Genomic DNA, 11,873 nt, shown 5'->3' with positions numbered 1-11,873 from the left:
ATTGCCGCTCGCTCGGCAGCACTAGTTTTCCACCATTCCGGCTTGCAATTGCGGTCTCAGGGTCTGATACAGACACGTATCCCCACCGCCCTGAGGCCTCGATGATCCCGCGCTATTCCCGTCCCGACATGGTTGCGATCTGGTCGCCGGAGACGCGGTTTCGCATCTGGTTCGAGATCGAAGCGCATGCGGCCGACGCCATGGCCAAGCTCGGCATGGTGCCAAAGGCTGCGGCCAAGAAGATCTGGGCCAAGGGCAAGAATGCCAAGTTCAACGTCGAGCGCATTGATGAGATCGAGCGCGTCACCAAGCACGACGTCATCGCCTTCCTGACACACCTGGCCGAGATCGTCGGCCCCGAGGCGCGCTTCGTGCACTCCGGGATGACGTCGTCGGACGTGCTCGACACCTGCCTCAACGTGCAACTCACGCGCGCCGCCGACATCCTGATCGACGACGTCGACAAGCTTCTGGCGGCGCTAAAGCGCCGCGCCTTCGAGCACAAGAAGACGCCGACCGTCGGCCGCTCGCACGGCATCCATGCCGAGCCGACCACCTTCGGCGTCAAGCTCGCGGTCGCTTACGCGGAGTTCACGCGCGCCCGCGAACGCCTGGTCGCGGCCCGCAAGGAGGTCGCGACCTGCGCCATCTCGGGCGCGGTTGGCACCTTCGCCCAGGTCGACCCGCGGGTCGAAGCTCATGTCGCCAAGGCGATGGGCCTCAAAGTCGAGCCGATCTCGACCCAGGTGATCCCGCGCGACCGTCACGCGATGTTCTTTGCCACGCTCGGCGTCGTCGCCTCATCCATCGAACGTCTCGCCATAGAGGTCCGCCATCTGCAGCGCACCGAAGTACTCGAAGCCGAGGAGTTCTTCTCCGAAGGCCAGAAGGGCTCTTCGGCGATGCCGCACAAGCGCAATCCGGTGCTGTCGGAGAACCTCACCGGTCTCGCCCGCATGGTGCGCGCTTACGTCAACCCGGCGATGGAGAATGTCGCGCTCTGGCACGAACGCGACATCTCGCACTCCTCGGTCGAACGGATGATCGGACCCGACGCGACGGTGACGCTCGACTTCGCGCTGGGGCGCCTCACCGGCCTGATCGACAAGCTCATGGTCTATCCCGCCAACATGCAGAAGAACCTCGACCGGCTCGGTGGTCTCGTTCACTCACAGCGCGTACTTATCGCGCTGACCAAGGCCGGCATGTCGCGCGAGGACGCCTACAAGACCGTGCAGACGCACGCGATGCAGGTCTGGCAGGGCAAAGGCGATTTCCTGACGCTGCTCAAGAGCGATCCCGCGGTGCGCAAGGCGCTGAGCGCCAAAGAGCTCGAGGCCAGCTTCGACCTCGGCTATCACCTCAAGCACGTCGATACGATCTTCAAGCGCGTGTTCGGGAAGAACTGATCGGCTTGCACCACGCCGCGAACGCGTCGAGCGCCGTTGCCAAGGTATCGGCATCGTTGCGGCCCGAACGCGCCGGGACATGAAACGAGTGGTCAGCGTCCGGCAAGAGGCACAGCGTGGCGCGCTTGCCGAGGCTTTTCACCACAGGCTTCAGCAGCGAAAGCTCGGCGAGTTTGTCCTTGTCGCCTTGCAGGAACAGCATCGGGATATCGATCTGCTTTAGATGCTCGCCCCGGTCTGCCGAGGGTTTGCCTGCGGCGTGCAGCGGAAAGCCGAAAACGCCAAGCCGCGGACACCGGGCAGCGGCTCCGCCGCCTGGGCCTGCGACGTCATCCGGCCACCGAAGGACTTGCCACCCGCAATCAGCGGAAGGCCAGGCAGGCGTTCCGCTGCGTAAGCGACCGCGGCGCGGACCACCGCATGAGCGAGCGCCGGCGGATCGGGGCGCTTTCCGCCCTTCTCCATGTAGGCGAACTGGTAGCGAAGCGTCGCGATGCCGCGCTCGGCGAGACCCGCGGCTGCGGCCTCCATGAACTTGTGCGACATGCCGGCGCCTGCGCCGTGGGCGAAAACATAGCAGGCGCTGGCGTTACCTGGCGCGTTCAACAACGCGCTGACCTTGCCGGCCTTGCCGGCATCGATTGTGGCGCGCTTCGCTGCGGGTGCTGACATCGGACCATCTTACAAAAAATTTGGGCGGGCGCCGCAGCGCCCGCCCGTGCAACCCAACAATTTTGCCGGCCTCAATCGACCGAAACGCCGCTGGCCTTGATCGGCTTCGCCCACTTCTCGGTCTCGTCCTTGACGAGCTTGGCCAGATACTCCGGCGAGGTCTGATTGTCCGGCACGATCTCTGCCCCGAGGGCGCCGAGCTTGTCCTTCACGACCTCGGAATGCATCGCCTCGACCATCGCGCTGTTGACCTTCTTCACGATGGCGTCCGGCGTGTTCTTCGGCATGAAGATCGCGTTCCAGGTGTAGGCGACAAGATCCTTGGTGCCTTGCTCTGCCGCGGTCGGGATGTCCGGCAGCGCCTTGGAGCGTTTGGTGTCCAACATCGCCAGCCCCTTGATCGTGCCGCCGTCGACCTGCGGTTTGGCCGTGGTGACGATCTCGCAGACATAGTCGATACGTCCGCCGGCGAGATCCTGCAGCGCCGGTCCGGTGCCCCGATACGGCACGTGGGTGATGTCGACGCCGATGATGTAGTTGAGCAGCACGCAACCGAGATGCGTCGCCGAGCCTGCGCCGGCGGAGCCGAACTGCATCTTCGACTGGTTCGCCTTGGCGTAGGCGACGAACTCCTTGAAGTCCTTGACCGGCAGATCCTTGCGCGCGACCAGCATGATCGGCACCTGCGCGATCAGGCCGACCGGCGCGAAATCGGTCGACGCGTTGTACAGCGGCTTCTTGTAGAGCGTCTGCGATTGGGCGTGGGTGCCGACCGTACCGATCAGGATGTTGTAGCCGTCGGGCTGCGCATCGGTGACGCGCTTGGAGCCGGTCTGACCGCCCGCGCCGGTGACGTTCTCAACGACCACCTGCTGGCCCAGCGGATCGCTCATTTTCGCCGCCATCACCCGGCCGAGCACGTCGGTCGGGCCGCCGGCCGCGAACGGGATAACCATGGTGACCGGGCGGGTCGGATAGTTTTGTGCGGATGCGCTGCCGGTCAGCGCGACTAGGCCGGCCACAGCCAAGCCCATCAGTTTCAGTGCCATGAGCGTCTCCCATCTGACGTTTTTGGTAGAGGGTCCTGGCCGAGACATGGTCTAGATGCAACTCTCGGTCAAGCTGGCGGAATGGCTAACGTTGCCGCACGGCGCGGCCTTCGGCATAAGTACCCCCATGAATCAGACCCGTATCGCCATCGCCGGCCTTGGCGCCATCGGACGCGCTGTGGCGCGTCGCCTCACCGACGGCCTCCCCGGCCTGTCACTCGCCTGCATCGCCACCGGAAACGCCGACAAGGCGAGAACCTGGCTCAACGAACAGAAGATCGACTGCCCCGTGGTCGAGCTCGAAGAGTTCCCCAAGCATGCTGACCTCGCGGTCGAATGTGCGCCAGCCGCGCTGATCGAGCGCATCTGCCGGCCCATGCTCGAAGTCGGCAAGCAGGTCATGGTGCTGTCCTGCGGCGCGCTTTTGCCACGGCAGGACCTGATCGATCTGGCCAAGGCCAAGGGCGGCCGCATCATCGTGCCGACCGGCGCATTGCTCGGGCTCGATGCGGTCGCGGCCGCGGCTGAGGGCACCATCCACTCGGTGAAGATGACGACCCGCAAGCCGCCGATCGGGCTCGTCGGTGCGCCCCATCTCGTCAAGAACAACATCTCGGTCGAGGGGCTGAACACCGCGAAGCTGGTGTTCAGTGGCACCGCGCGCGAGGCCGCGGCGGGCTTCCCGGCCAACGTAAACGTTGCGGCGGCGCTGTCGCTGGCCGGCATCGGCCCGGACCGCACCATGATCGACATCTATGCCGATCCGGCGATGACGCGGAACTGCCATACCATCGAGGTCGACTCCGACAGCGCGCGCTTCACGCTGTCGATCGAGAACATCCCGTCGGAAAATCCCAAGACCGGCAAGAATGTCGCGCTGTCGGTGCTCGCGATGCTGCGCAAGATGCACGCGCCGCTGGCGGTCGGGACCTGATCCGACGTCGAAGGAAACTCATTCGAACGCGACGATTTCGACCCAGTTCGAGCCCTTGCCCGTCGGATAGCGTCCAACAGGCTTCAGCACACCCGTGTCGGCGTCGATCGCGTAGGATGCGATCATGTCCGACAGTTCACCGGACACGACGACAAAGCGGCCGGCGGGATCGATGTTGAATCCGCGGGGCTGCTTCTCGGTCGGCGTGCTGCCCAGATAGGTGAGCTTGCCGCTCGCTTGATCGACGCGGAAGGCCGCAATCGTGCTCGACGTACGCTCCGCGGCGTAGAGAAAGCGGCCGTTCGGCGTCAGATGCAGATCGGACGCCCAGATGTCGTTGTCGGTGTTCCGTTGCGGCGCGCCGGGCGCACCGACGGCGCCGCGCGGCAAGCCGGGGCCAAGCTTGGTGTCCGCCGGCAAGACCGACACGGAATCGATCTCCTTGAGCGCGCCGGTGCTGGCGTCAAGCGCCAGCGTCGTCACCGTGCCGACCATCTCGCTGAGCAGGTAGGCGAAGCGGTTATCCGCGGAAACGACGATGTGGCGCGGCCCGGTGCCCTGCTTGAGCTGAAGGACCGGCGGGGTGTTGGCCGTCAACCGTCCGGTCGTCTCGTCGAAGACGAACTGGAACACCTGATCGGTGCCAAGATGCGGCACGAACACGAAGCGGTTGGTGTTGTCGATGCGGATCGAGTGCGCATTTCGCGCCGTCGGGATCACCTGGATGGGCTCGCCGACCTTGCCGTCCGCGCCAACCGGATTCACACCGACCTGATGGGCGCCATAGGACGCACCAAGCAGAAACCGTCCGGTTCGATCGAACGTGATGTACGGATAGCTTTCCGCCAAAGGTCCAGCGCCGACGGGGTTGAGCGCCCCGGAGGCCTTGTCGATGCTAAAGCTGTGGGCCTGGTACGGCTTCGAGCGGGCCGCGGCGATCAGGAAACGCTTGTCCGGACTGACGGCCATCGGCATGACCAGCTTCGCCGCCTTGAAACGCTGTCCCGGCTTCAATGATCCATCCGCCTGGGCCGCGTAAATCCCGATGTCGCCATCGTCGGCATTGGAAACGTAGACGAACGTGCCTGCGGTGACGGATGAGCTGACGTCGAGTGACATCATGATTGCAAAGACCTGCGCTTTAAGAAACTGCGCTTTCACGGAGTGCCACTCCCTGATCGATCGACAACCCTACTCCCGCGCGCTTCCGCTTTGAAGCAGGCCGCTTCGTTCCGGCAGATCCGCCGCGATCCGACGACGGCCGAGCATGTGGGCGCGGCCATCGTTGATGGCGTCGACCGCGATCAGCTTGCCGGCCTTCTTGTACTCGACCGAGAATTTGTTCTCGGTCGGATTGCCTACCGTCTCGCTCGCGTCGTAGCCATCGAGCAAGCCGGTGATCTGGAGCTTGGTTTCGTACTGATCCGACCAGAACCACGGCACCGGATCGTAAGGCACGGGCTTGCCGATGATCGAAGCCGCTGCTGCTTTGGCCTGGTCGACGGCGTTCTGTACGCATTCCAGGCGGATCTTGCGTCCATAGCGGTGCGAGACGAAACGCGCGCAATCGCCGATCGCATAGACGTCGGGCGCCACCCGGGCAAAGTCATCGACCAGAATACCGTCTTCGCAGGGAAGTCCGGCAGCGACGGCGAGATCGTCATTGGCGCGCGCGCCGGTCGCAACCAGCACCAGATCGGCGGGGATTTTCTCACCCGACGTGAGCGCCACGCCGCTGGCGCGGCCCTCGCCTTCGATCGCCGCAAGCCTTGCGCCCAGCCGGATCTCGACGCCACGCGAGCGGTGCAGCTTGTCGAAATAGGCCGAGACCTCCTCGCCAGCGACGCGCTTCATCACCCGCGCCTCGGCCTCGACCACGGTCGCCTCACGCCCCTCCTGGCGCAGCACGGCTGCAACCTCGAGCCCGATATAGCCCGCCCCGATGATGACGATGCGCCGCGCGTTATCGAGCGCCGGGCGCAGCCGCCGCACATCGTCGATCTTGCGCAGCGAGAACACGCCATCGAGCTTGATGCCCGGCAGCGGCAGATCCCGTGCCCGCGTACCGGTCGCAAACACCAGCGTGTCGTAGGAGAAGCTCCGACCATCGCCGAGCGTGGCCTGCTTGCCGGCGAGTTCGACCGCCTTGACCGGCACGCCAAGCTCCAGCGCCACCTGATGGTCGGCCCAATAATGCTCGGCCCGCAGGTGCAGCGTCTCGATCGACGCTTTCTCCTTCAGATAGGCCTTGGACAATGGCGGCCGCTGGTAGGGCGCGTACGGCTCGTCGCCGACCATGCGGATCGGCGCGCCATAGCCGTCCTGACGCAGGCTGATGGCAAGCTGCGCCGCAGCCTGCCCCGCCCCGAGAATAAGAACACCGCTTGTCATCTGGACACTGTCCAACGCGAACGGTCCTGGAGCAAGCCGTCACCGTCGTGTTACAAAGGCCGCTCCCTGCCGCTGCCCTCCCCGGCAGCCAACGAATTCAATTTCTGGAAACCCCAAGAGACTCGAACTATGGCCAAGAAGCGTGCTGCCAAGAAGGCAACCAAGGCTGCCAAGCGCCCGAGCTACCGGCTCACGGAAATCGGCGACGAGCAGATGAGCGCCGTGCAGAAATCGCTGCGCGACGCGATCTATTCGGGCCCCCGCGGCATCCGCAAGAAGCTCACCGGTCCGTTCCAGATTTGGCTGAATGCGCCCGACCTCGGCATGCTCGCCCAAGCGGTCGGCGCTCACGTGCGCTATAAGACCTCGCTGTCGCCGCGGCAATCGGAGACCGCGATCCTTGCCACCGCGCACTTGTGGAAGGCGCATTACGAGTGGGTGGCGCATGCGCCGCAAGCCGAGAAGGCCGGCGTCAGCCCCGAGACCATCAAGGCGATCCAAGCCGGCCGCACGCCGAAGTCCGCGAAGAAGGATGAGCTCGCCATCCTCGATTTCGTGAAAGAGCTCTACAAGACCCGCCGCGTCAGCGACAAAACCTACAAGAAGCTGCACGGCCTGTTCGGCGACGCCGGCATGGTCGAGCTCGTCGGCATCTGCGGCTACTACGCGCTGATCTCGATGACGCTCAACGTGTTCCGTGCCGAGATTCCGGCCGAGATGCCGCTGCCGTTCAAGGAGCCGTAAGGCGCGAATGCGCGGCGAAAGCGCGCTGCTGCTCTGGAACGACTATCGCGGCAGCGACGAGGCTGCCTTTCACGAATGGTACAACCGCCGCCACATCCCGGAGCGGGTGCCGGGCCTGCCCGGCTTCCTCCGGGCGCGGCGGTTTGCGGCGCTCAGCGGCGGACCGAAGTTCATCGCGCTGTATGATCTCGCATCGGCGGCAGCGCTCACGACGCTGCCGTACCGCGCACTGCTGGACAATCTCGATTCCGAGAGCAGGCATTTCGTGCCGCAGTTCGGCAATGCCTCGAAGACAATCCTGTCGGTCGTCGCGCGCGCGGATTATGGCGAAGGCGCGGTGCTCGCGGCGATCGGTTTCGACGCGCCGCACATGTCAACGAGCGGAGAGGCCATCGCTCGGCTGGTCCAGCGCGACGGCATCGTGGCCGCGCACCTTCTGAGGCTCGATGCCGCGGCCAAGACCAGCGCCAAGCCGACCCGGCCGGACGATCTGGCGCTGCCTTTCGTGCTGCTGGTCGAAGCCACATCCGAGCAGAATGTCGCAGGCCTGCAAGCCGACGAATGCCTCGGTCTCCCGCGCGACACCGTTGTGCCGCTGCGCCAGGGCGTCTTCCGGCTGATCTTCACGAGCCTGCCGTAGCGCTCTGCAATCCGTGCGCAGCCCTGCCCGTCTTTGGATGCAGCCAAGCACATCCCGGGAGGCTATGTTTGCGCGCCTGCCCGGCACCGAAGAAACGTAAACCGAGACCAACTGATGAGCTTTCCGTCGAACTCCCCCTACACGCCCGACCTGCGCGGCTTCATCGAGTTTCTCGAAAAGGAGCATCCCGAGCAGGTGGTGCGGATCACAAAGGAAGTCGATCCGAAATTCGGCGTCTCCGGCATCATCGAGCGGCTGGAGCGTGACGGCAAATTTCCGCTGGTGATCTTCGAGAACGTCAAAGGCTCGACCATGCCGCTCGTCGCGAACATGCATGCGAGCTTCGAGCGGCTGCGCCTGGCGCTCGGCATGGAGAGCGGCGACGTCAAGGCGTTCGTCAAGGAATGCGCGGCACGCCAGGCCAATCCGGTCGATCCCGTGATGGTCACGGAAGCGCCGGTGCATGAGGAGGTCTTCCTCGGCAAGGACGTCAACGTCGAGGACATGCCGATCTGCACCTATCACGAGAAGGATGCCGGCAAGTACATCACCGCGGGACTCGCGGTGATGCGCGATCCGGAAACCGGCATCAACAACGTCGGCATCTACCGCCATATGGTGCACGACAAGAACCTGCTCGGCGTACAGCTTTCCGAAACCGCCGACGGCAACATCATCTGGAAGAAATACGAGAAGCGCGGGTTGCCTTGTCCTGTCGCGATCGTGATCGGGCACCATCCGGCGTTCTTCATCGGCAGTCTCTGCTTCTCGACGCTCGACTCCGACGAGATCAAGATCGCGGGCGGCATGTTGCAGCAGGCGGTGCCGCTCGTGCGCTGCAAGACCATTCCGCTCGACGTGCCGGCCAATGCCGAAATGGTGCTGGAATGCGAGATCCGTCCCGTCGAGCGCCGGCTGGAAGCGCCGTTCGGCGAATATCCCGGCACCTACGGGCCGCAGCGCATGAATCCGGTGCTGGAGATCAAGGCGATCACGCGGCGCAAGAACCCGCTCTATCAGAACGCCTTCGTCGGCCACGCCGACAATCTTCTGCTGTCCGGCCTGATCCGCACGAGCTTCATCGAGGACACGGTGAAAATTGCCTGCCCCACCGTACGCGGCGTAAACGTGCCCCGTTCCGGGCGCTTCCGCTTCATCTGCTACATTGCTCTCGAGAAGATGCAGGAGGGCGAAGCCAAGCTCGCCGCCATGGCGGCCTTCGTCGCCGATCCGTTCCTGAAGTTCGTCGTGGTGGTCGACCACGACGTCGACATCAACAGCGATACAGATGTGTGGCACGCGATCGCGACGCGCGTGCGCGCCGATACCGACACCTTCATGGTGCCCTACGCCAAGGGCTCGCCGCTCGATCCGGCCTCGTACGATCCGGCCGGCGGCTCGAACCTCGTCACCAAGATGGGGATCGATGCCACCCGAAAGGCCAACTACCCGGACGAGATCGCGGTGCCCGGATATCAGTCGATCAACATGGCCGACTTCATCCCGGGCTACCGCGGTTCGTCGTCGTAGTCAGTGGTTCATGTGCATGCCGCCATGGCCGGCGTCTTCGCCCTTGGGTGTGCCGCCGATCGGCTCGATCGCGTATTCGACATCGACCTTGCCGGCCTTCTCGAATTCGAGCGTGCCCTTGACGCGCTTGCCCTGCGCGACGGGCTGCGTGATCCCGACGAACATCAGGTGGTAGCCGCCGGGCTTGAACTCGACGGTTTCGCCCGGCTTGATCTCGACGCCGTCGACCAGCGGCCGCATCTTCATCACGCCATTGTCCATCGACATCTCGTGGATTTCGAATTTGCCGGCAATCTCAGTCGAACCGCCGATCAGGCGGTCCGGTGTCGCGCCGGTGTTGGTGAGCTTCATGTAGCCGCCGGCCACCGTCGCGCCCTTGGGCGTGGCGCGCGACCAGGGATGTTTGATCTCGATCGAACCGGCTTTGTATTCGTGGGCAGAGGCCGCCGATGCGGCGAGGGCCAGAGAGATGGCCAGCGTGACGGCCGACAGTGCGGATTTCATGAGGCTTTACTCCAATAGGATGATGCGCGCCCGTGCGCGCGGACTAGCGATTGCGGTTGAAATTCAGATGAGCGGAGGGCCGCGCGAGTTCTGCGGGCGCCCTTCGACAAGCACCGGCACCACCCAATACGCGAACGGTTCGACGGCCGTCGCAATCAGGTTCGGGACGAGAAACTCGGTCACCAGCGGCGGGACAGCGCCACTGATCCCATGCCCCATAGCGGCACAGATCGCGACGCAAGGGACCTGATGCTGCTCCGGATGTCCGGTGCCGTCGGCGTCTTGATAGGCGCATAGCACCAGACTCGAATCTGTCAGCGCCGCGGCCGGTACCGGAATGAAGGACAAAAACAGCGCTTGCAGCGCCACGGCGTAGGCCGCCGAGAGCGCGATCGCGATTCTTAGAATCCGGCCCCACTCCATGCGCAATCTATAGGCTCGGCTGCGGGCGCCGTCCATACAACGCGTCAGACGCAACCCAGAAGCGCATCCGTAATGTGGCTGTAATCTGCTGGACAGCAGTTATCAGCACGCTCTGTCAGGAAAGCCCGCCATGCGAGCGGATCGGCTGCCGCCAAGTTGCCTTGAGACTCTTGTGGTATTATGTCCACGTCAGGCGAAGGGCAATGCCGTGGCCGGGACCGACCCCATCGAGCACCAAGCAGAGATCCTGCAATTCCGCCCGCGCGGCGCGTTATCTACGCGCAAGCTGCCGCGGCCGCCATTGGTGCCTGACCTCAGCAAATTCGAGCAGCCACGGGACGACGCAGACGACTTCCGGCATCGCATGCTGATGAACGGTCTCGGATTTGCCGTGACGGTTTTGTTGGTTGTCGGCGGCATCTGGATCGCCGAAGTGATGGCGCACATCCAGAGAGACCAGGATTGCGTCCTGTCAGGGCGCAAGAACTGCGCACCGATTCCGATCCAGATCGAGCGTTGAGCAGAGGTGGCGCGGCGCGCTTTGACCGCGCTCGCCTCCCTGCATCACCGGGCGCTGACCGTCACCGGTGCGAGGCCCGAAAAGCCGAGCTGGCTTGCCGCCGCCGGCGTCAGATCGATGACACGTCCCCGGATAAACGGCCCGCGGTCGTTGATCCGAACCATGACGGTTCGGCCGTTCTTCTTGTTGGTCACCTTCACCATCGTGCCGAAGGGCAGGCTCTTGTGGGCGGCCGTCAATCGACGGGGATTGGCCCGCTCACCGCTCGCGGTCTTGCCGCCGTTATAGCCATAGATCGAAGCGATGCCGGTTTCCGCGAAGGCATCCGTCGCGGCGGGTCCGGCAAGCGTGAGGCACAAAAAGCAAGTGGCGACCAACGATCTTACGACCATTCAAAACAACTCCAGCGATGTTGGGGATGGCGCCTTCCACATGGATAGTGTGGCGAGAAAATGACGGCAACCATTGGTGGTGGAGTCAACAAGGCTGGCGATCCGGATCGCCGCGTCCCCAACGTCCTGGCCCTGAAACCGGTTCCGCACTGCGCCTGAGAAAAAATCACCCGAAAAAACAGGCCTGTGCGCAATCCGCGGGACGGGCCGTCGCCATTGAACTCAAAGGCTTCGTTCGCTATACGGGCACTCGGCTCATCCGTGGGGAAATCCGGGGCGGAAGGACCTTTGGTCCCGGCGCCGCGTCAAATCCGACGCGACGATAATAACTTGTGACCATTCAGGGACTTACCGATGCCTTCGACGTTCGAGACCGTGGCCAATATCATTGCCGAGACGTGCGATATCCCGCGGGACACCATCAAACCGGAGAGCCACGCCATCGACGATCTCGGCATCGACAGCTTGGACTTTCTCGATATCGCCTTCGCCATCGACAAGGCCTTCGGCATCAAGCTGCCGCTCGAGCAGTGGACGCAGGAGGTCAACGAGGGCAAGGCTTCCACCGAGCAGTACTTCGTGCTGAATAACCTCTGCTCCCGCATCGACGAGTTGGTCGCCGCCAAGGCCAAGTAAGCACTCAAGCGACTTGCAGGTGATTTTGG

At 63.9% G+C, this 11,873-nt stretch carries 13 protein-coding genes and 1 pseudogene; 7 read left to right on the top strand and 7 right to left on the bottom strand.

Annotation, left to right across the window (positions count from 1 at the left end):
- Positions 1-101: 101 nt before the first annotated feature.
- A complete protein-coding gene (gene purB / locus RHPLAN_RS17365; RefSeq protein ID WP_068020239.1) occupies positions 102-1,409 on the top strand; it encodes an adenylosuccinate lyase in 1,308 nt (435 codons plus the stop codon).
- Here purB and RHPLAN_RS17360 read toward each other — a convergent pair.
- Both RHPLAN_RS17360 and RHPLAN_RS17355 read right to left on the bottom strand, forming a co-directional pair.
- Positions 1,384-2,081: pseudogene (locus RHPLAN_RS17360) on the bottom strand (alpha/beta hydrolase family protein). The gene purB and the pseudogene RHPLAN_RS17360 sit on opposite strands and share 26 nt — an antisense overlap.
- A 71-nt stretch (positions 2,082-2,152) precedes the next feature.
- Positions 2,153-3,130 (bottom strand): Bug family tripartite tricarboxylate transporter substrate binding protein, encoded by a 978-nt coding sequence (locus RHPLAN_RS17355; RefSeq protein WP_068020237.1) that lies wholly within the window; start codon positions 3,128-3,130, stop codon positions 2,153-2,155.
- Between the two features lie 127 nt (positions 3,131-3,257).
- On the opposite strand from RHPLAN_RS17355, the gene RHPLAN_RS17350 reads away from it, so the two are divergent.
- Positions 3,258-4,064 carry an aspartate dehydrogenase gene (locus tag RHPLAN_RS17350; RefSeq protein ID WP_068031394.1) on the top strand — a complete coding sequence of 269 codons (807 nt, stop codon included), beginning with the start codon at positions 3,258-3,260 and terminating at the stop codon, positions 4,062-4,064.
- A gap of 18 nt (positions 4,065-4,082) precedes the next feature.
- On the opposite strand, the gene RHPLAN_RS17345 is transcribed toward RHPLAN_RS17350, so the two are convergent.
- Together RHPLAN_RS17345 and RHPLAN_RS17340 are read right to left on the bottom strand one after the other, a co-directional pair.
- Complete coding sequence (locus RHPLAN_RS17345; protein ID WP_068020236.1) at positions 4,083-5,225, bottom strand: lactonase family protein; 1,143 nt, start codon at positions 5,223-5,225, stop codon at positions 4,083-4,085.
- A 30-nt stretch (positions 5,226-5,255) separates the two neighbouring features.
- Positions 5,256-6,455, bottom strand: coding sequence for an NAD(P)/FAD-dependent oxidoreductase (locus RHPLAN_RS17340; RefSeq protein ID WP_068020235.1), 1,200 nt, complete (start codon positions 6,453-6,455; stop codon positions 5,256-5,258).
- A gap of 129 nt (positions 6,456-6,584) precedes the next feature.
- Here RHPLAN_RS17340 and RHPLAN_RS17335 point away from each other — a divergent pair, with 129 nt between their 5' ends.
- From RHPLAN_RS17335 to RHPLAN_RS17325, 3 genes are all read left to right on the top strand, one after another.
- Positions 6,585-7,199 carry a carboxymuconolactone decarboxylase family protein gene (locus RHPLAN_RS17335; RefSeq protein WP_068020234.1) on the top strand — a complete coding sequence of 205 codons (615 nt, stop codon included), beginning with the start codon at positions 6,585-6,587 and terminating at the stop codon, positions 7,197-7,199.
- 7 nt (positions 7,200-7,206) lie between these two features.
- Entirely contained in the window at positions 7,207-7,839 is a 633-nt protein-coding gene (locus tag RHPLAN_RS17330; RefSeq protein ID WP_068020230.1) for a DUF4286 family protein, read from the top strand.
- Between the two features lie 114 nt (positions 7,840-7,953).
- Positions 7,954-9,369 (top strand): UbiD family decarboxylase, encoded by a 1,416-nt coding sequence (locus RHPLAN_RS17325; RefSeq protein ID WP_068020228.1) that lies wholly within the window; start codon positions 7,954-7,956, stop codon positions 9,367-9,369.
- Here the strand turns inward: RHPLAN_RS17325 and RHPLAN_RS17320 are convergent, their stop codons facing one another.
- Positions 9,370-9,873: a copper chaperone PCu(A)C gene (locus RHPLAN_RS17320; RefSeq protein WP_068020226.1), complete on the bottom strand. Its 504-nt coding sequence runs from the start codon at positions 9,871-9,873 to the stop codon at positions 9,370-9,372.
- A gap of 63 nt (positions 9,874-9,936) precedes the next feature.
- Positions 9,937-10,332 (bottom strand): hypothetical protein, encoded by a 396-nt coding sequence (locus RHPLAN_RS17315; RefSeq protein WP_157100320.1) that lies wholly within the window; start codon positions 10,330-10,332, stop codon positions 9,937-9,939.
- Positions 10,333-10,504: 172 nt separating this feature from the next.
- On the opposite strand from RHPLAN_RS17315, the gene RHPLAN_RS17310 reads away from it, so the two are divergent.
- Positions 10,505-10,816 (top strand): hypothetical protein, encoded by a 312-nt coding sequence (locus RHPLAN_RS17310; protein WP_068020224.1) that lies wholly within the window; start codon positions 10,505-10,507, stop codon positions 10,814-10,816.
- Between the two features lie 44 nt (positions 10,817-10,860).
- On the opposite strand, the gene RHPLAN_RS17305 is transcribed toward RHPLAN_RS17310, so the two are convergent.
- Positions 10,861-11,208: a septal ring lytic transglycosylase RlpA family protein gene (locus RHPLAN_RS17305; RefSeq protein WP_068020222.1), complete on the bottom strand. Its 348-nt coding sequence runs from the start codon at positions 11,206-11,208 to the stop codon at positions 10,861-10,863.
- Between the two features lie 354 nt (positions 11,209-11,562).
- On the opposite strand from RHPLAN_RS17305, the gene RHPLAN_RS17300 reads away from it, so the two are divergent.
- Positions 11,563-11,844, top strand: a complete 282-nt coding sequence (locus RHPLAN_RS17300; RefSeq protein WP_068020220.1) for an acyl carrier protein — start codon at positions 11,563-11,565, stop codon at positions 11,842-11,844.
- Positions 11,845-11,873 lie beyond the last annotated feature (29 nt).

The sequence above is a fragment of the Rhodoplanes sp. Z2-YC6860 genome (assembly GCF_001579845.1).
Taxonomy (GTDB): domain Bacteria; phylum Pseudomonadota; class Alphaproteobacteria; order Rhizobiales; family Xanthobacteraceae; genus Z2-YC6860.
The sequence above is the reverse complement of the archived record's forward strand: the minus strand, read 5'-3'. Positions and strand labels throughout refer to the sequence as shown.

Coding starts and splice junctions, on each gene's coding strand:
- purB (WP_068020239.1), top strand. CDS start 102: ATGATCCCGCGCTATTCCCGTCCCGACATGGTTGCGATCTGGTCGCCG.
- RHPLAN_RS17355 (WP_068020237.1), bottom strand. CDS start 3,130: ATGGCACTGAAACTGATGGGCTTGGCTGTGGCCGGCCTAGTCGCGCTG.
- RHPLAN_RS17350 (WP_068031394.1), top strand. CDS start 3,258: ATGAATCAGACCCGTATCGCCATCGCCGGCCTTGGCGCCATCGGACGC.
- RHPLAN_RS17340 (WP_068020235.1), bottom strand. CDS start 6,455: ATGACAAGCGGTGTTCTTATTCTCGGGGCGGGGCAGGCTGCGGCGCAG.
- RHPLAN_RS17335 (WP_068020234.1), top strand. CDS start 6,585: ATGGCCAAGAAGCGTGCTGCCAAGAAGGCAACCAAGGCTGCCAAGCGC.
- RHPLAN_RS17330 (WP_068020230.1), top strand. CDS start 7,207: ATGCGCGGCGAAAGCGCGCTGCTGCTCTGGAACGACTATCGCGGCAGC.
- RHPLAN_RS17325 (WP_068020228.1), top strand. CDS start 7,954: ATGAGCTTTCCGTCGAACTCCCCCTACACGCCCGACCTGCGCGGCTTC.
- RHPLAN_RS17320 (WP_068020226.1), bottom strand. CDS start 9,873: ATGAAATCCGCACTGTCGGCCGTCACGCTGGCCATCTCTCTGGCCCTC.
- RHPLAN_RS17315 (WP_157100320.1), bottom strand. CDS start 10,332: ATGGACGGCGCCCGCAGCCGAGCCTATAGATTGCGCATGGAGTGGGGC.
- RHPLAN_RS17305 (WP_068020222.1), bottom strand. CDS start 11,208: ATGGTCGTAAGATCGTTGGTCGCCACTTGCTTTTTGTGCCTCACGCTT.
- RHPLAN_RS17300 (WP_068020220.1), top strand. CDS start 11,563: ATGCCTTCGACGTTCGAGACCGTGGCCAATATCATTGCCGAGACGTGC.